Origin of the sequence: Microbacterium paraoxydans, from assembly GCF_019056515.1 — a bacterium.
Classification (GTDB): domain Bacteria; phylum Actinomycetota; class Actinomycetes; order Actinomycetales; family Microbacteriaceae; genus Microbacterium.
Genome location: NZ_CP064873.1, coordinates 1,335,919 through 1,352,902, shown reverse-complemented (window position 1 = coordinate 1,352,902; position 16,984 = coordinate 1,335,919). Strand labels below are relative to the sequence as shown.

The following is a 16,984-nucleotide window of genomic DNA, read 5'->3' as shown; positions in this document are numbered from 1 at the left end:
CTCAGCTCAGCAGCTTCTGCTTCGCGGCCGTGAACTCCTCGTCCGTCAGCACGCCGGAGGCCTTCAGCGATCCGAGCTCCTGCAGCTTGGCGATCAGGTCGTCCGCCGCTGAGGGCGGCGCGGCCGGCGGGCTCGTGGGCGGCGCATACTGCGCGGCCGCGGTGCGGGCCGCATCGTCCATCTGGGCCTGTTGCTGGGCGGCCTCGTACTGCTGCTGCTCGTACTCGCTCTGTGCGCGGCGCTCCTGGTGCCGCACCGCGGCTCCCTGCACCGCGGTCGCCGTCCCGGCGACCACCGCGGTCCGCGCGGCGAGACCGATGAGCCCCGGCCGGCCGAATCTCCGCAAGGGCATTTCATTCACCTTCCTGTTCGAGGATGTCCATCACCGCGTTCACGACGGGTGCCGGAACGCGCTCGCTGCGCAGCACCTGGCCTCCCGCGGCGGCCACATCCTGGGCGAGGGTCCGGGCGAACAGGAGCTCCAGGACCACGACCGCCGCCGACCGTCCCGGCGGCACGACCTCCGCCAGGGCGCGGACGTCGTCCTCGCTCGCGAGCCCGGCGACGATCGGCTCGAGGCCGTCGAGGACGGCAGTGCCGTCGTCCTCCTCCACCTCGAGGATGTCGAGATCCCCCTCCGCCGTCCGCGTCACCAGCACGAAGTCCAGCACGCGCACCACGCCCTTCGACACCAGGTCGGTCAGCGCGCCGAACGTGGACGGATCCGGCCGATCACCGTCGAAGCCCACGAGATAGAACTCGACGGGCCCGAATCGGAACTCCTTCATGTCGCCACCCTTCATCCGCGGTCCAGAATGGCACCGCCGTCGTCGCCCGCGCGCCGGTCCTCACCCGCTCCGGGTGAGGATTCGGGACTCCCTCTCCGTGCGGCTGTCACCATCGGAGGACGGGACGAATCGAGGGTGGCTATGAGGAGCCGGGTGCTGGGCGACGTGGCGTTCGTCGTGGTCGAGCTCCGCAGCGCACACCCGGGACCGCCCGTCCTCGAACCGCTGCTGCGTCAGGTCGAGGACGGCACGCTGCGCGTGCTCGACTTCCTCATCGTCCGCCGCGACGCCGCCGAGGGGCAGCGCATCACGGAGGTCGACGGCGACGACTTCTCGCTCGCCGGCCTGCCCCTGTACGCACCGGGACTGATCTCCCTCGACGATGTCCGGCATTTCCTCCCGTGGGTGCCTCCCGACGCCGTCGCGGCCGTCATCCTCGTCGAACAGCGCTGGGACGTCCGCTTCATCCGCGAGGTCGAGGACGCCGGGGACCGGATCCTGGCGACACAGGCGATCCCCTCCGCGGTCGCGAACGCCGCGCTCGTCGCCACCCTCGGTGCGGGCCCCTGACGCCGTGCCTGCTCACACGGTCGCGTGGACGGCCTCCCGCCGGGACGAGACCCCGAGCTTGCGGTAGATCGCTCGTTGATGCGTCTTCACCGTGTTCACCGACACGGAAAGCTCCTGGGCGATCTCCGGCAGCGTGCGCGCCGTCTGCATCTGGTGGAAGACGTCGCGTTCCCGCTCCGACAGCCGATCGGTCACGGAGCCGACCGCGTCGACGGCGAGGCATGTCTCGATGAACTCCTCGAACTGCGTGCCGTGATGCACATGCGCCTGCAGCAGCCGGCGCACCGCGACCTCGCGCGGGCCGAAGAGCACGACGAGGTTCTCCGCGGACGCGACCGAGAGGGCGGCCTCGCACAGGTCATGCGCGTCCTCCTGGTGCCCCGTCGCCCTCCGGAGCGTGGCCGCGGTGATCAACGTGGCGGCTTTGACGTACGACAGCTCGGACGCACCCCGCAACGACCGCAGCATCTCCAGCGCCGCCGCATGCTCCTCGGCGCGACGCAGGATCCCGGACAGGGCGACGCCCACGAGCGGGAGGTCGGTACCGCTGGCATACTTCTTCGCGATGCGCAGTGCGCGCTCCCTCCGCCCCACCGCCTCTTCGAGCAGGGCCACCGACGACTCCCGGAACGCCGGCCACTCCACCCCCTGGACGACGTCGATGGGGAGCTCCTGCACGCTGATGGCCGCTCGGCGGCAGATCGCGGGGTCTCCCGTGAGCGCGGCGGCATAGGCTCCCATCATGCGTGCATGTCCGGCCAGATCGCGGCCGGACGCGGCTTCCTCACGCGCCGCGTCGAAGATCCGGACCGCCTCCTCCGCCTCGCCCGACCAGTACGCCACCCACCCCGCGGCGGCCACGGCGCTTCCGCGCGCGAAGGTGTTCCGCGGAAGAAGAGCCTCCCGGGTGGTCTCGGCCTCGGCGAGCACGGCCGCGGCCTCCGTGAGCCGGCCGGAGGTGGCGAGGCCGTAGGCGAGATGTCCGACGGCGCGGGACGTGAGCTCCCGATCGCCGGCCTCCCTCGCCTCGCGCGCCGCCGCCGAGAAGTACTCGATCGCGAGGTCCGGCGATTCGCGATTGCGCAGCGCGGTCCACCCCAGCAGATGGTTGAGCGCCACCCGTCCGCCGTACATCCTGTCGTCCTCGGCATCCAGCAGCGCGCGGATCTCCGGACCCGACGCGGCCACCTCGACGGACGACTCCGCGAGCAGCAGGCGGACGATGAGCAGGACGGCGGGGTCGGCCTGCCCCGGCGTGCGATCGAGGAGGGCCTCGGCCCGTCGACACAGCTCCCGGGCGACGCGATGGTCGCCGAGGACGTCGCTGGCTCCGGCCCGCACGAGCAGCAAGTGCGGATCATCCGGGTTGTCGCGCAGGAGAGCCGTCGCCGTCCGCTCCACGTCGACGGCCGAGGAGCCGACCACGAGGCCCAGCCAGTGCCGCAGGAGGATGGCCCTGGCACCGGCCCGATCAGCGGCGCGCCGCGCGTGCGTCACGGCGGCGATCGGATCCGTGTGCTCCAGAGCACGAGCGGCCCGGCGGTGCACCGTGGCGAAACGCGCCGCATCCGTCCGCGCGAGGTCGGCGCACCGACGCGCGAACGCGGGGTGCCAGCGGTACGTGGGGCCCTCCGGGCCGTCGAACCGGTCGAGGAACAGCCCGAGCCGGACGCAGGTCTCCAGGAGGTCGGCGGCGTCGTCCCTCGCCGTGACCTGTGCGGCGGTGTCTGGCGTGAGCTCCGCGCAGGCCGTCCCCTCGAGGACGAAGTCCGCGAGCGCGGGCGGCAGCGCATCCAGGACGTGCTCACGGATGTACGCGCCGAGGAAGGACGAGGCCGTCGATGCCGGGCTCGACGGCAGGGAGCCGCCGACGAGGACCAGCCGCACCGCGATGGGCCAGCCTCCGGTCTCGTCGCGCACCGCGGTCGCATCGAGCCCACCGGGCGCCGATCGCGTCAGACTCCGGATCTCGTCCGCCGAGAACCGGAGGGTGTCCACGCCGACGAAGGCTCCCGGGTTCATGAGGCGGTGGCGGGACAGGGTGACCTCGATCAGGGTCGTCCCCACCAGGAGGAGCCGCAGTCCGTCCGGAGGCTGGTCGGCCAGCAGCCCGAGGAGACCATCGCTCCACGCCTCCCCGGCACGATGGGCATCGTCGACGACGAGGTGCACCGGGTGCTCGGCGTCCTGGAACGCCGCACAGACCTGCCGGTAGGCGCGCACCGGATCCTCGATGTCCCGCGGCACGACGAACGCCCGACCGGCGCGCTCCGCCGCGAGCGCCAGGGCGTTCAGGACGCCGGCGGTCAGCAGTGCGGGATCGTCGTCGGACGCACTCAGCGCGAGCCAGGCGACGTCGTCGCGCGATGACGCCCAGGCGGCGACGGCCGTGGTCTTTCCATAGCCGCTGGGTGCGCTGAGCACCGTCACACCGTCCGCATCGACGGCAGCCGCGATCGCTGCGGTCACGCGTTCCCGCGGCACGACGCCGATGGGCGTGGCGGGCGGCCGGAAGCGCATCGCCGGTCCCGGCCTCGTGGAACGTACGGGAGGCGACATGGCAACACGAAACCACGCGTCCGCGCGCCCTTCCAGGGGGCGGAGGCGCAATCACCCGGATGAAAGTGCGGCGGGCTACGCTGGCCGCGTGACCTCGCTCCCCACTCCTCCGCGCTCCGCAGCGGACCACGCGCCCGCCCCTGCTCTGCGCACCCTGCTGATCCTGGCGGCGAGCGCGATCGTCCTCGCCGGGATCTCGCTGGCGCGCGAGGTGTTCGGCCCGCTGGCCCTCGCGATCGTCATCGTGGTGATCTGCGAACCCGTCCGTCGTCCCTTCCAGCGCCCCGGCCGGCCCGCCTGGATCGGGACGACCGCCGTGATCGTGCTCGCCTACGTGATCCTGCTGGCGATGGCGGCGCTGCTGTGGCTCGCCGGCACCCAGTTCGCCCGGCTCGTCGGCGACCTCGCATCGCAGGACGGCCTGGTGCGCGCCGCCGATCAGATCGTCGCCTGGCTGCAGTCCCTCGGGCTGGACCAGGAGGCGGCGGACGCCGCGGCCTCGATCCTCGACCCCGAGACCCTCCTCGGCCTGGCCGGGAGCCTGGGCGGCGCGGTGCTCGGGGTGGCGACAGCGCTGTTCTTCGTCTGCGCCTACATCATCTTCCTCGCCGCGGACGCTGCCCGCTATCGCACGGCTCCGGCGCTCTTCGGCGCCACGCACGGCCCCGCCCTGCAGCGCATCGCTCGGCTGCAGACGGGGGTCCGTCGTTACTACGTCGTGAACGCCGCCTTCGGCGCCGTCGTGGCGATCGTCGACGGCCTCGCCCTGTGGTGGATGGGCGTCCCCGCCCCGGTGGTCTGGGCGATCCTCGCGTTCGTGACGAACTTCATCCCGAACATCGGGTTCGCGCTGGGGCTCATCCCGCCGGCGATCCTGGCCTTCGTCGTGGGCGGCTGGCCGCTGCTGCTCGGTGTCATCGCCGTGTACTGCGTGGTCAACGTCGTGCTCCAGGTCCTCGTCCAGCCCAAGTTCGTCAGCGACGCCGTCGACCTGAGCCTGACCCTGAGCTTCTTCTCCGTCATCTTCTGGACCTTCGTGATCGGTCCGCTCGGCGCCATCCTGTCGATCCCGCTGACCCTGCTCGTGCGCGCCGTCGTGCTGGAGGGCGACCCGGGGGCGACCTGGGCGCGCTGGGTCACCGGCGACCGCACGGCCGTCCCCGAGCCCACGCCGGAGCCGTCCGCGGCGCCGACCCGGCGCCGGTTCCGCCGACGCTGACGCTGCTCCGCCGGCACCGCACCGCGAAATCACCAGGGCGAGGTTGCCCGCCGCTCTGGTCGTCGCCGTCCGACGATGCCATCGTGAAGCCGGACACCACCGGCGACGAAGGGAGAGCGCATGCCGCGTCCGCTCGCGGGCCTGACCCGACGCACCCTCGTGACCGAGCTCACCGCGGGGGTCACCCTCCTGGCGATCGCCATCCCGCTCAACATCGGCTACGCGCAGATCGCCGGGCTCCCCGCGACCGCCGGGCTGTACGCGCTGATCGTCCCGACCGTCGTCTACGCGCTCGTGGTGTCGTCGCGCCAGCTGGTCGCCTCCCCCGATGCCGCCGCCGCGGCCCTCGTGGCCTCCTCCATCGGCGGTCTGGCCGTCGCCGGCAGCGCCGACTACGCCACCCTGGCCCTCGCCCAGGCGATCCTCTGCGGCGGGATGTTCGTGCTGCTCGCCGTCTTCAAGCTCGGATTCCTGGCGAACTTCTTGTCGAAGCCGATCCTCGTCGGCTTCGTCGGCGGGCTGGCCCTGGACATCATGATCAGCCAGATCGCGAAGATGCTCGGGGTGAAGATCGACTCCGGAGCCGAGTTCGTGGACAAGGTCGTCGCGTTGGTGACCGGCCTCCCCTCGCTCAACGGCTGGTCCGTGCTCCTCGCCGCCGTCTCCGTCGCCGTGCTGCTCCTCGGACAGCGCTATCTCCGCGCCGTTCCCTGGGCGCTGATCGTGCTCGTCGCCACGACCATCACGGTCGTCCTCACCGGCCTCGACGGACGGGGTGTGGATGTGCTCGGCGAGGTCCCCGCCGGCCCTCCCGCGCTCACCTGGCCGATCATCGACTGGTCGCTGTGGCTCGCTCTCGTCCCGTCCGCGATCGCCCTGACCCTCGTCACCACCGCGGAGGGCCTGCTCGTGTCGCGCTCCTACGCCGAGAAGCATCGCTACCCGTTCCACGCCAACCGCGACCTGCTCGCCTTCGGCGTCGCGAACGTCGCCGCCGGCGCGCAGGGCAGCTTCGCCGTCGGATCCTCGACGTCGCGCACCGCGGCGATGGACCAGGCCGGCTCGCGCACCCAGCTCCCGGCGCTCGTGCTCGCCGTCGGGACGCTCCTGCTGCTGCTCTTCGGCACCGCGCTGCTCGCCGACATCCCCTCCCCGGCGATCGGCGCCATCGTCGGCGTCGCGATCATCCCGCTCCTCGGCATCCGCGACTTCATCCGCCTCTGGCGCCTCGACCGGTTCGAGTTCGTCATCGGTGCGGTCTGCTTCCTCGTGACCCTGTTCGTCGGCTCGATCGCGGGAATCCTCGTGGCGTTCGTGCTCGCCCTCGTCAACCTCGCGCAACGCGCCTCGCACCCGGCGATCGACGTGCTGGAGACCTCCGGCGACCCCGGCGAATCCCTCTTGGAGGACGCTCCCGCCGGCACGACGACCGCGCCGGGAGTCATCGTCGTCCGGCTCGCGGCACCCCTGTTCTTCGCCAACGGCGCCGTGTTCTCGGCCGCCGTGAAGGAGGCGGTCCGCGCCGCAGGCCCGTCCGCCGTCCAGCACGTCGTCGTCGACATGGAGGCGGTGACGGACGTCGACGTCACGGGCGCCGAGGCCTTCCAGGCGCTGCGGGAGTGGCTCGACCCGCAGTCGATCTCCCTCGCCTTCAGCCGCGTCCGGCCGAACACGCTCCGCCGCCTCCGCTCGCTGGGGATCCTCGACCGGGAACCGGTCTACGCGACCAACCGCGCCGCCATCACCGAGCTCGCGCCGACCGATGCCGCTTCGCCGGCTCCGAACAGGAAGGGCAGCTGAATGGGTGCCGTCATCGGGGAGATCCTCCCCCTCGCCGTGGGCGTCGCGATCAGCCCCGTGCCGATCATCGCCGCGATCCTCATGCTCCTGTCCCCGAAGGCACGGGTCACGAGCGTCGGATTCCTGCTCGGCTGGATCGCGGGCATCGTCGTGGCGGTCGGCCTCTTCACCCTGCTGTCTGCGGTGCTCCCCGAGGAGGGTCCGGATGCCTCCCGCCCGATCCGCGGCGTCATCCAGCTCGTCCTCGGACTCCTGCTGCTGGTGCTGGCGGTCGGTCAGTGGCGCAAGCGCCCGCAGGCGGGGCAACCGGCGGCCCTGCCGTCGTGGATGAAGGCGATCGACACGATGTCGTTCGGCACGGCGCTCGGACTGGGGTTCCTGCTGTCGGCGGTGAATCCGAAGAACCTGCTCCTGGCCGCCGGAGCCGGGGTCGACATCGGGGGCGCGGCGCTCGACGGGGGGTCCACGATCCTCGTGATCGCGGTCTTCACCCTGATCGGGGCGTCGACCGTGCTCGTGCCCGTCGTCGGCTACCTCGTCGCCGCTGCACGGCTGCGCGCCCCGCTCGACGCCCTGCGCGGATGGCTCGCCGCCGAGAACGCGGTCATCATGGCCGTGCTACTGCTCGTGATCGGCATGTCCCTGATCGGCAAGGGCATCGGCAGCTTCTGAGGGCGCCGCCGCCGCGCCACGGAGATCACCCGGATGAACGCGTCACGGGACCCGTGACCCCGGCCCTGACCCGGCAGTACTGTGCGGGGAAAGGCGGTTCGGCAGAGATAAAGGAGATGGACATGGCCCGTGACTTCCAGGGCAGAATCGAACTCGACGTCCGCGATTCGGAGGCCGACTGGGAGGCGTTCCTCCCGGCGAAGCCCCGCGAGGGAGCACCCAACGTGCTGGTCGTCCTCTATGACGACACCGGCATGGCGGCCTGGTCCCCGTACGGCGGACGCATCAACATGCCGACCATGGATCGCCTGGCGCAGAACGGTCTGACGTACTCCCAGTGGCACACGACGGCGCTGTGCTCCCCCACCCGCTCGACGTTCCTCACCGGACGCAACCACCACCTCAACGGCTTCGCGACGATCTCGGAGTCGTCGACCGGCTTCCCCGGCTACAACTCCCACATCCCCGACTCGAACACCACGATGGCCCACGTCCTCCGCGACGCCGGCTGGTCGACGTTCTGGGTGGGCAAGAACCACAACGTCCCGATCGATGAGTGGACGGCCGGCGCGTCCAAGAAGCACTGGCCGCTGGCGCAGGGGTACGACCGCTTCTACGGCTTCATCGGCGGCGAGACGAACAACTGGTATCCGTCCCTCGCCGAGGACAACCACTACATCGACCAGCCATACCTCCCCAAGGACGGCTACCACCTCTCGAAGGACCTCGCCGATCGCGCGCTGTCGATGATCCGCGACGTCAAGCAGACCGAGCCGGACAAGCCCTGGTACATGTGGTTCTGCCCCGGCGCGAACCATGCCCCGCACCACGCGCCGCAGGAGTACATCGACAAGTACAAGGGCGTGTTCGACGACGGCTACGAGGCCTACCGCGAGTGGGTCCTCGCCCGGATGATCGAGAAGGGCATCGTCCCGGAGGGCACCGAGCTCACCGCGCTCAACCCGATGCCGGAGGGCACCTTCACACCTGTCGACGAGGTGCGTCCCTGGGACACCCTGAACGACGAGGAGAAGGCACTTTTCTCGCGCATGGCGGAGGTCTACGCCGGCTTCAGCGAGTACACCGACGCCCAGGTCGGCCGCATCGTGGACTACCTGGAGGAGTCCGGGCAGCTCGACAACACCCTCATCATCTACTGCGCCGACAACGGCGCGTCCGGCGAGGGCAGCCCCAACGGCTCCGTCAACGAGGGCAAGTTCTTCAACGGGGTACCTGACGACATCACGCAGAACATCACGATGAGGGATGCGCTGGGGTCCCCTGACACCTACAACCACTACCCGACCGGATGGGCCGCGGCCTTCTCCACGCCCTACAAGATGTTCAAGCGCTACACCTACCAGGGCGGCGTGTGCGATCCGCTGGTGATCCACTGGCCCGCCGGCATCAAGGCCCGCGGCGAGGTGCGTCATCAGTACCACCACTCCACCGACATCGTGCCGACGATCCTCGAAGCCTGCGGCGTCGAGTTCCCGGAGGTCTACAACGGCATCGAGCAGACGCCGCTCTCCGGCGTCTCGATGGCCTACTCGTTCGACGCCGCCCCAGACGCGCCGACAGCGAAGGAGACGCAGTACTACGAGATGCTTGGACAGCGCGGCATCTGGCACAACGGGTGGAAGGCCGTGGCCGTGCATGGCCCGATGAGCGGGGGCGGTCACTTTCTCGACGACGAGTGGGAGCTCTATCACACGGACGTCGATCGCGCCGAGGCCGTCAACCTCGCCGCCGAGCATCCCGACAAGCTGGAGGAGCTCAAGGCCCTCTGGATGGAGGAGGCGAAGGCGAACGCGGTGCTCCCACTGAACGACCTCCAGATCATCGGCAACCCCGAAGACCTGCAGACCTTCCTCAACATGGAGTTCCACCAACCCGTACCGCCGTCCGGTCGATTCGTCTACTACCCGGGCACCAGTGAGGTGCCCGAGCGATCGGCGGCGAACACCCACGGCGTCTCCTTCAAGATCGCCGCGGAGGTCGAGTTCACGCCAGACACCGAGGGCGTCATCTTCGCGCACGGCTCCCGCTTCGGCGGACACACACTCTTTGTCAAGGACGGCGAAGTGCACTACGTCTACAACTACCTCGGCATCCCTCCTGAGAATCACGTATCTGCACCGATTCCGGCACCCGGTTCCCACATCGTCGGGATCGAGTTCACGAAAACGCACACTGGAGACTCGCTGGAGGCCGTGGGCCCCCTCCGACTTCACATCAATGACGCCGTCGTAGGCGAAATGGAGCTCCACACCACTCTCGGCCACTTCTCGCTCTGCGGCGAAGGCCTGACGATCGGGCGGGACAGCGCCGACCCCGTGTCGTCCCTGTACGGCTACGGGTTCGACTTCCGCGGCGGCCACATAACGCAGGTCGTTTTCGACGTCGCCGACGACGCCTACATCGACCTGGAGGCGCACCTGGCGGCCGCGATGGCCCGCGACTGACGACCCCGCGGCCGCCCGGGCCCTCAGAGCAGTCCGAGGGCCTGGGCGGCCGCCGTCACGCCGTCCCGATCCGAGACGCCGAGCTTGCGGTAGATGTTCCGCACGTGCGTCTTCACCGTGTTCGGCGAGATGTACTCCTGCTGTGCGATCTGCCGCAGCGTCGCATTCCGGCTCAGCGCGCTCAGCACGATGCGCTCCCGCTGCGTCAGCTCCTCCTCGACGAGGACTCCGGCGGCGGACAGCCGCTCGCGCACCCGATCGGCGAAGTGCGTGCGCGCGCCCGCCGTCGCCCGCGCGGCGAGCAGCCGCGACACGATCGGGCCGGACTCGGCGACGCGGCGCACGTGGTCCTCCGGCTCCGCGAGGGCGAGCGCGGTGGCGAGCGCGAGCTGCGCCCGGTCCGGCTCCCCGTCGTGCACGTCGAGCTCGGCCTCGACCAGCCACGCGTCGATCATCGACGCCGGGAGCAGACACGGGATGGCGCCCTCCAGCACCGGCGCCAGCGCGCCACGCGCGATGCCGTCACGGCGGTCGTGCACGGCGGCGATGGCCCGGAGCAGGAACACGTCTCCCGTGTCCCCAGCGCATCCTCGATGTCGGCGATGAACCGGTCGCGGAGCGTCGGCTCCCCCAACCGGTCGAAGGCGTGCACCGCGAAGGGCCCCATCATGGCGTACCAGTGCGGCGGAAGCGGCAGATCGTCACGGGGAGTCAGGGTGTCGAGGAGCCGCACGGCCGCGTCGTGGGGATCGCCGCCCTGCTCCGCGCCGAGCAGCGCGCGCATCCCCTCCAGGCCCCGCGCGATCGCGGTCTCTCCGCCCGCGGCGATCACCTGCGCCGAGGACTCCAGGGTCTCGGCCTCCTCCAGGATCTGCATGCCCTCGTAGGGGCCCCAGAAACGCCACACCCTGGTCACCTCGAAGAACGGGCTGTCCGGCTCGCCGAACTCGTGCCAGCGGGGCTCCAGGGCGGCTCCCGCCTCGATCGCGTCACGGAGCCGGCCGCGGAACAGCACGCTGGTGGCGAGGACCGCCTCCGCCTGCAGCTCCGCCGCGCGGGCACCGATCGCTCGGGCGAGGTCACCGGCACGGCGCGCTGTCGCCTCCGCCTGATCGAGTCGTCCCACATAGAGCTCCGCCGTCGCGGTCTCCAGGAGGGCATAGGTGTCGAGCTGCTCCTCTCCGCTGAGATCGCGGAGTTCGGCTCCGGCGCCGTCGAGGGTCTCGGCGATCCCGCCCCGCCGCAGCGCGGTGTGCATCTCGATCCCGCGGCGCCAGCGCCGGTCGGCGTCGGACTCCCCCGCGCCCACGGGCGGCACGATCACGGCGGCCGACGGATCTCCGCAGGACAGCTCCGCCGCGGCGACGAGCATCCGGACGGTGGGCACGGCGCGCAGGGCGGTCGGCAGCTCCGCCATCATCCGCCGCACCGTGTCCGCCCGGCCGTCCAGCACGAGCTGCATCCCGCAGCGCCGCAGGACGCCGGCCGTGCAGGCCGTCTCCCCGCCACGGACGGCGTGCTGCAGCGCGCGGAGGGGCTGCCCCTGCTGCGCGAACCAGTCGGCGGCCCGCCGGTGGAGCCGCTCCTCGCGGCCGGCACCGCCTTCCCGCAGCCGGCCGAGGAGGAACTCCCGCAGCAGCGGCGGATAGTGGTAGCGGGACGGATCCTCGGCGTCCGGGCCCACGAGCACGTTGAGGCGGAGCAGCCGGTCGATCATGGCGGTCACGGAATCGGCCCCGGAGAGCACGGCGGCGAGCTCGGGAGTGAAGCGGTCCACGACCGCGGTCGCCTCGAGGAAGGAGCGCAGTTCGCCGTCGAGGTCGGCGAGCACCTCCTCGACGAAGTAGTCCGCGACCTCGGGGGCGTCCCCGCGCAGCGTGGGCCCGAGGACGGTCTGCGCCCCGGCGGCGTCGAGCATCATGAGCTGCAGCCCGGTCGCCCACCCCTCGGTACGGGCGAGCACGGTGCTGACCTCGCCCTGAGAGAGCCGGAGACCTCGCGCGCCGAAGAAGGCGCGGATCTCGGCCGGGGTGAAGGCGAGCGCACGGGCGTCGAGTTCGAGGGCCACGCCGGCGATGCGGCGTCGTGCCAGCGGGATCGCGCGCGTCCCGCGTCCGGAGAGCACCACGTGCACCGTGCCGGGAGCGCTCTGCACGAACGTCGAGATCAGTTGGGCGGTGTGCTCGTCCTCGACGCGGTGCACGTCGTCGACGATGAGGACGATCCGGTTCCTCGCCTCTCGGAGGGCCCTGGCGAACGCACGCGCCGTCGTCGCGGAGCGCACGGCGGGCACGGCCGCGAGCGCGTCCTGGAGTCCGGGATCGTCGATCCTCTCGAGGGCGGCACGCAGGAGCGGCAGGTCCGCTTCGCCGCGTTCCAGGGACACCCACACGAGGTCGATGCCGGGATCGGCACGCAGACCCTGCGCCCACTGCGACAGCAGCCTCGTCTTGCCGGATCCCGCCGGCGCGCTCACGAGCGTGAGCGTCCACGGCCCGTCCATCGCGGCCGTCAACCGCGAGAGCAGGCGCTCTCGACGGACCTCGCCCTTCACCGCTGCGGGTCCCGGGCTCTCGCTCGTTCCCGCCGTTCTTGCACTGTGCAGCACTCGAAACCCCCCGATTTCGATCTTGCTCCCCCTCGCGGGCAGTCTATTGCAAGGTGGGAGCGGTCCCGCAAGAGGGGCTCACTCGGAGACGTCCGCCCGCGACGGCCGCCGCATCGCGAGAAGCGCCGGCACGAGGGCGCCGAAGAACAGGGCGAGAGCCACACCGAGCAGCGTCTCGAGGGTCCGCTCCAGGAACCGCGACGTCGGCGATTCGTCCGACGTCGACAGCAGCAGGGAGAGCACGAGGAAGGTCGTGAAGGCCGGCGCGACGTACCACCGACTCTCCTGGACCGCGCCGAGGCCGCCCACCACGACACCGATCGCGAGTGCGACCACCACGCCGCTCGGAGAGAGCAGGGCGAAACCGGCGGCCGCCAGGGCCCCGATGAGCACCGATGCCGCCCGACCGACGCTGCGCAGGACGAGCTGCCCGCGCACCGGACGCATCACGAGCAGCACGGCGCCGGTCGCCCAGCCCACGTGCTCGACCCCGGTCGCGAAGCCGATCGCGGCGGCCGTCCCCGCGGCCGCACCCAGCAGGACGCCGTAGACCAGCAGAGCTCGTCCCTTGGGCATGGCGGCCGGGACCCGCGCGCCCGCCCCGTGCTCCGGCCACAGCAGGGCGATGAGCCACGCGTACACCGAACCCGCGACGATCGCGCCCGCCAGGAGGATGGTCGTCGCCGAGAGAGGGAAGCTCAACCCGAGCCCGACCATGGGCAGGACCAGGGTCAGCGCGAGCGGGCCGGCACGCTCGCGGGCGGCGAGCATGCTGGCCAGCACCGCCAGCACCGCGAGGGCGGGCACGGCGAGGACCGGTGCGAGCGCGAGGGTCGCGCCGAGCAGGAGCCCCAGCGCGACCAGCGTCCCGAGCACCGGGATCGCCGACCGGGCCCGCCGCCGCGCCGGCAGTCCCATGGCGGCCGCGGGAAGGACGCCGATGCTGAGGGCCAGGGCGACGGCAGGATCGAACGGGGCGACCGCCATCGAAGGCACCGCGTACAGGAGGCCGAGACCGAACCGCGACCACCGCCAGGTCAGTCCCCCGCGCGCCGCCATCACCGTCTCGCTCTCCGGCTCCGGCTGCGGTCGGGAATGCGCTCCCCGTTCTCGATCGCCCCTCGGATCCTCCGTGCCGTCAGCCTAGGCAGGCGATAACCGCACGTCACCGCTCGTCGGCCACTTCACCCGGGTGAACGCCTCCGCTCCCCTCCCGATCCGCAGCGGCCCGGAGCCCGATGTCGACGGTGGGGTGCACCCGGCCGGCTTCCACCAGCCCGGAGTACCACGGCGTCCGCGCCGCGACGGCCGCCGCCGCCTCCGGCACCGCCGCGAGGTGGAGCAGCACGCCGAGTTGGGACAGCTCCCGGTCGAGCGCCTCGAGGGTGTCGAGCACGGTGATGGACATCACCACCTGCTGCGGCAGCCCGAGGACGAGCGTCCGGACCGGCTCGGCCTGAGCCGAGACGGTCTGGACGATGAGCCGCTGGTTGGCGAGCGCGTTCGCCGTGTACAGGCCCCGCTCCGGCTCCACCCCGAGGGCGCTCCCCCTCCTGCCCACCACCCGGATCCGAGGGATGTTGAGCTCCCGGAGGACGAGCACGAGGGTCACCACCACCCCGACGGCGACAGCGGGGAGGAGTCCCGCGGTGAGCCCGATCGCCGCCACGGCCGTCGCGACCCAGAAGTCGATCCGGCTGATGCGCGCCCACCGCACGAGTTCCGGGATGTTGACGAGTCCGGCCACCGCCGTGAAGACCATCGCCGCGAGCGTGGCCTCGGGCAGCAGGCTGAGCACCGGGGCGAGGAAGAGCGCGACCGCCACGGCGAGCGCGACCGTGGTCAGCGTCGCCAGCTGGGAGCGGGCTCCGGCCCCCTGGTTCACGGCGCTCTGCGAGAATCCCCCCGCCGCGGGCATGGCCGAGAAGAACGCGCCGACCGTGTTCGCCGCGCCGGTGGCGAAGAGCTCCTGGTCGCTGTCGATCTGCGGCTCCGTCGCCTGACGGAGGCTGCGCGCGACGGCGGCGGACTCGAGGAACGCCATGACGGCGATGGCGAGCGCTCCCGGCACGAGAGCCGCGGCCGCGGACAGGTCCGGGATCCCGGGGACCGGCAGACCGCCGGTCACCGGGGCGATGAGGTCGACCCCGAGATCATCGATCCCGCCGACCCCGACGAGCAGCATGCCGGCCGCGACGACGACGAGGGTTCCCGGCACCCGAGGGGCGAACCGCTTGAGGAGCAGGAGCGTGGCGATGGACCCGGCCGAGACGAGGAGCGTCGGGACGTTGACGCTGTCGAGCGCCTCTCCCACGGCGACCAGCGAGCGGAGGAATCCGTGGCCGGAGAAGTCGAAGGTCTCCCCCAGGAGCTTCGGGAGCTGCCCGACGGCGACCGTCGCCCCGACCCCGATCTTCAACCCGAGAACAGTGGCCCCGCTGATGTTCTCGACGAGCGAGCCCAGGCGGCACGCCCGGGCGAGCAGCAGCACCACCCCCACCAGGAGGGTGAGCATCATGAGCGCCCCGATGGCGTCGTCTGCGCCCGCGGCGACCCCCGCCGAGACCAGCGTGGTCGCCGTGAGGGTGGCGATGGTCGACGTCGTCGAGACGCTCATCGCCCGGCTGCCGCCCAGAAGGGCGTAGACGAGCATCGGCACGATGCAGGTGTAGAGGCCGACCTGCACCGGGAGATCGGCGATCGTCGCATACGCCATGGCTTGCGGCACCACGACGGCGCCCGCGGAGAGGCCGGCGAGCACGTCGCGCACGATCCAGCGGCGCTGGTACCCGTCCAGCGTGCTCAGCAGCCAGGACGGTCTGCGCGCTGCGCTCATGGGGGCTCCCTCCGCCGTCGAGGGAAGCGTACTGCCGACGCTCCCGCAGCGACCCTCCGGGGACACCGGACGGGCCGTGAGTCACCCGGGTGAACTCCCGACGGAAGCGGTGCGCAGCGACCGCGCCCGCCGGTATGGTCCGAGCGTGCCCCCGGCGACGGCGGCACCGAGAAAGGAGCAGTCATGGGATTTTGGGCATCGTTCTGGGACATCATCTGGTGGTTCCTGTGGATCTTCGCCTTCACCGCGTATCTCTTCGCTCTGTTCGCGATCATCGGAGACCTGTTCCGCGATCACAAGCTGAGCGGCTGGTGGAAGGCCGTGTGGATCTTCTTCCTGATCTTCGTGCCGTTCCTCACCGCCCTCGTCTACCTCATCGCCCGCGGCAACGGCATGGCCGAACGCAGCAGCGCCGAGGCCCGTCGGGCACAAGAGGCCGCGAACGCCTACATCCAGCAGGTCGCCGGCAGCAGCCCGAGCGAGGAGATCGCCAAGGCGAAGGCGCTCCTGGACGCCGGCACCATCACGCCGGACGAGTACTCCCTCATCAAGGCGAAGGCGCTGCAGTAGGCCCAGGGCCCGCCCCACCATCGCGAGGAGCCCGCGGCATGGACGTGCAGGATCTGCTGCCCACCGACATCGACTGGTGGCAGCTCCTGCTCGCCCTGCTCGTCGCCCTCGCCACCTGGATCATCTCGCGGTTCGCACGCCGGGGCACCATCGCCCTGCTCCGGCGTGCACCCGGGATCTCCCCCGCCGTCGGGACGGCCATCGCGCAGTTCGTCGGCTACGCCATCCTCCTGCTGGGCTTCGGCATCGCGCTCGCGATGCTCGGCGCCAACGTGCAGCCCCTGCTCGCGATCGTCGTCATCCTCGGCATCGTCGCGATCCTCGTCCTCCGCGGTGTGGCCGACAACTTCGCGGCCGGGGTGCTGCTGCAGGCACGGCAGACGGTCCGCATCGGAGACGAGATCGTCGTGGAGGCGCTGGACTCCGTGATCGCGGGGACGGTGACCGAGCTCAACGCCCGCGCGGTGATCCTGCACACGGTCGACGGGCGCACCCTGCACATCCCCAACGCGCGGCTGCTCTCCGACCCCGTGGTCAACGACTCCACCCGCGGAGCCCGGCGCAGCGAGGTGGAGGTCAGGGTGCGACGGGACGGGACGACCGGGATCGACGGCGTGCTCGCACCGCTCGTCGACGCCGCGCGGACGGCGGAGGGCGTGCACCGGCACGAGGGCGTGCGGGCGCTCGTGGTCGGCGTGAGCGGAGACCGGCTGATCGCCCGCCTGCAGTTCTGGCACCACCCGCTGCACGGCGCCCTCGTCAGCGCCGCGGTCGTGGTCGCCGTCTTCGACGCCCTCGGCGCTCTCGGCACGACCGGCACGGTCACCAGCGTCCCGGCCCCGCCACCCCTCGTGCCGTCCGACGCCGTGTGAGAACGGGGTGCGCGATGTCGGTGCC

The 16,984-nt window shown here is 71.4% G+C and carries 14 protein-coding genes; 7 read left to right on the top strand and 7 right to left on the bottom strand.

The genetic code is table 11. The annotated features are described in order from the left end of the window. Position 1: 1 nt before the first annotated feature. Entirely contained in the window at positions 2 to 352 is a 351-nt protein-coding gene (locus tag IZR02_RS06335) for an SHOCT domain-containing protein (protein ID WP_025103112.1), read from the bottom strand. A gap of 1 nt (position 353) precedes the next feature. Next, entirely contained in the window at positions 354 to 788 is a 435-nt protein-coding gene (locus IZR02_RS06330) for a DUF6325 family protein (protein ID WP_025103111.1), read from the bottom strand. A 141-nt stretch (positions 789 to 929) separates the two neighbouring features. Between IZR02_RS06330 and IZR02_RS06325 the strand changes: the two genes are divergently transcribed. Continuing rightward, positions 930 to 1,358, top strand: a complete 429-nt coding sequence (locus IZR02_RS06325) for a DUF6325 family protein (protein ID WP_139833334.1) — start codon at positions 930 to 932, stop codon at positions 1,356 to 1,358. A 12-nt stretch (positions 1,359 to 1,370) separates the two neighbouring features. Here IZR02_RS06325 and IZR02_RS06320 read toward each other — a convergent pair whose 3' ends face one another. Further along, complete coding sequence (locus IZR02_RS06320; RefSeq protein ID WP_231729429.1) at positions 1,371 to 3,917, bottom strand: LuxR C-terminal-related transcriptional regulator; 2,547 nt, start codon at positions 3,915 to 3,917, stop codon at positions 1,371 to 1,373. A gap of 88 nt (positions 3,918 to 4,005) precedes the next feature. Here IZR02_RS06320 and IZR02_RS06315 point away from each other — a divergent pair, with 88 nt between their 5' ends. The 4 genes from IZR02_RS06315 (at position 4,006) to IZR02_RS06300 (ending at position 10,073) form a co-directional block, all read left to right on the top strand. Beyond that, positions 4,006 to 5,136: an AI-2E family transporter gene (locus IZR02_RS06315; protein ID WP_025103108.1), complete on the top strand. Its 1,131-nt coding sequence runs from the start codon at positions 4,006 to 4,008 to the stop codon at positions 5,134 to 5,136. A gap of 120 nt (positions 5,137 to 5,256) precedes the next feature. After that, positions 5,257 to 6,936: a SulP family inorganic anion transporter gene (locus tag IZR02_RS06310; protein WP_025103107.1), complete on the top strand. Its 1,680-nt coding sequence runs from the start codon at positions 5,257 to 5,259 to the stop codon at positions 6,934 to 6,936. Beyond that, positions 6,937 to 7,608 (top strand): GAP family protein, encoded by a 672-nt coding sequence (locus tag IZR02_RS06305; RefSeq protein WP_025103106.1) that lies wholly within the window; start codon positions 6,937 to 6,939, stop codon positions 7,606 to 7,608. It abuts the gene before it with no gap. Positions 7,609 to 7,730: 122 nt separating this feature from the next. Next, on the top strand, positions 7,731 to 10,073 hold the full coding sequence (locus tag IZR02_RS06300) for an arylsulfatase (protein WP_025103105.1): 2,343 nt from the start codon (positions 7,731 to 7,733) through the stop codon (positions 10,071 to 10,073). A 23-nt stretch (positions 10,074 to 10,096) separates the two neighbouring features. On the opposite strand, the gene IZR02_RS06295 is transcribed toward IZR02_RS06300, so the two are convergent. From IZR02_RS06295 to IZR02_RS06280, 4 genes are all read right to left on the bottom strand, one after another. Further along, complete coding sequence (locus tag IZR02_RS06295; protein ID WP_254385431.1) at positions 10,097 to 10,639, bottom strand: helix-turn-helix domain-containing protein; 543 nt, start codon at positions 10,637 to 10,639, stop codon at positions 10,097 to 10,099. Then, a complete protein-coding gene (locus tag IZR02_RS06290) occupies positions 10,525 to 12,627 on the bottom strand; it encodes an AAA family ATPase (protein ID WP_302183167.1) in 2,103 nt (700 codons plus the stop codon). Before IZR02_RS06290 ends, IZR02_RS06295 begins: the two co-directional genes overlap by 115 nt. 132 nt (positions 12,628 to 12,759) lie before the next feature. After that, positions 12,760 to 13,740, bottom strand: coding sequence for an FUSC family protein (locus IZR02_RS06285; RefSeq protein WP_025103103.1), 981 nt, complete (start codon positions 13,738 to 13,740; stop codon positions 12,760 to 12,762). Positions 13,741 to 13,846: 106 nt separating this feature from the next. Next, positions 13,847 to 15,517 carry a SulP family inorganic anion transporter gene (locus tag IZR02_RS06280; RefSeq protein ID WP_051582184.1) on the bottom strand — a complete coding sequence of 557 codons (1,671 nt, stop codon included), beginning with the start codon at positions 15,515 to 15,517 and terminating at the stop codon, positions 13,847 to 13,849. Between the two features lie 183 nt (positions 15,518 to 15,700). Between IZR02_RS06280 and IZR02_RS06275 the strand changes: the two genes are divergently transcribed. Beyond that, positions 15,701 to 16,087 (top strand): SHOCT domain-containing protein, encoded by a 387-nt coding sequence (locus IZR02_RS06275; protein WP_025103101.1) that lies wholly within the window; start codon positions 15,701 to 15,703, stop codon positions 16,085 to 16,087. A gap of 38 nt (positions 16,088 to 16,125) precedes the next feature. Further along, positions 16,126 to 16,959 (top strand): mechanosensitive ion channel family protein, encoded by an 834-nt coding sequence (locus IZR02_RS06270; protein ID WP_025103100.1) that lies wholly within the window; start codon positions 16,126 to 16,128, stop codon positions 16,957 to 16,959. Positions 16,960 to 16,984 lie beyond the last annotated feature (25 nt).

Excerpts from the sequence above, each read along its gene's own strand:
- IZR02_RS06280 (WP_051582184.1), bottom strand. The coding sequence starts at position 15,517 with ATGAGCGCAGCGCGCAGACCGTCCTGGCTGCTGAGCACGCTGGACGGG.
- IZR02_RS06300 (WP_025103105.1), top strand. The coding sequence starts at position 7,731 with ATGGCCCGTGACTTCCAGGGCAGAATCGAACTCGACGTCCGCGATTCG.
- IZR02_RS06305 (WP_025103106.1), top strand. The coding sequence starts at position 6,937 with ATGGGTGCCGTCATCGGGGAGATCCTCCCCCTCGCCGTGGGCGTCGCG.
- IZR02_RS06325 (WP_139833334.1), top strand. The coding sequence starts at position 930 with ATGAGGAGCCGGGTGCTGGGCGACGTGGCGTTCGTCGTGGTCGAGCTC.
- IZR02_RS06310 (WP_025103107.1), top strand. The coding sequence starts at position 5,257 with ATGCCGCGTCCGCTCGCGGGCCTGACCCGACGCACCCTCGTGACCGAG.
- IZR02_RS06285 (WP_025103103.1), bottom strand. The coding sequence starts at position 13,740 with ATGGCGGCGCGCGGGGGACTGACCTGGCGGTGGTCGCGGTTCGGTCTC.
- IZR02_RS06320 (WP_231729429.1), bottom strand. The coding sequence starts at position 3,917 with ATGTCGCCTCCCGTACGTTCCACGAGGCCGGGACCGGCGATGCGCTTC.
- IZR02_RS06330 (WP_025103111.1), bottom strand. The coding sequence starts at position 788 with ATGAAGGAGTTCCGATTCGGGCCCGTCGAGTTCTATCTCGTGGGCTTC.
- IZR02_RS06270 (WP_025103100.1), top strand. The coding sequence starts at position 16,126 with ATGGACGTGCAGGATCTGCTGCCCACCGACATCGACTGGTGGCAGCTC.
- IZR02_RS06275 (WP_025103101.1), top strand. The coding sequence starts at position 15,701 with ATGGGATTTTGGGCATCGTTCTGGGACATCATCTGGTGGTTCCTGTGG.
- IZR02_RS06335 (WP_025103112.1), bottom strand. The coding sequence starts at position 352 with ATGCCCTTGCGGAGATTCGGCCGGCCGGGGCTCATCGGTCTCGCCGCG.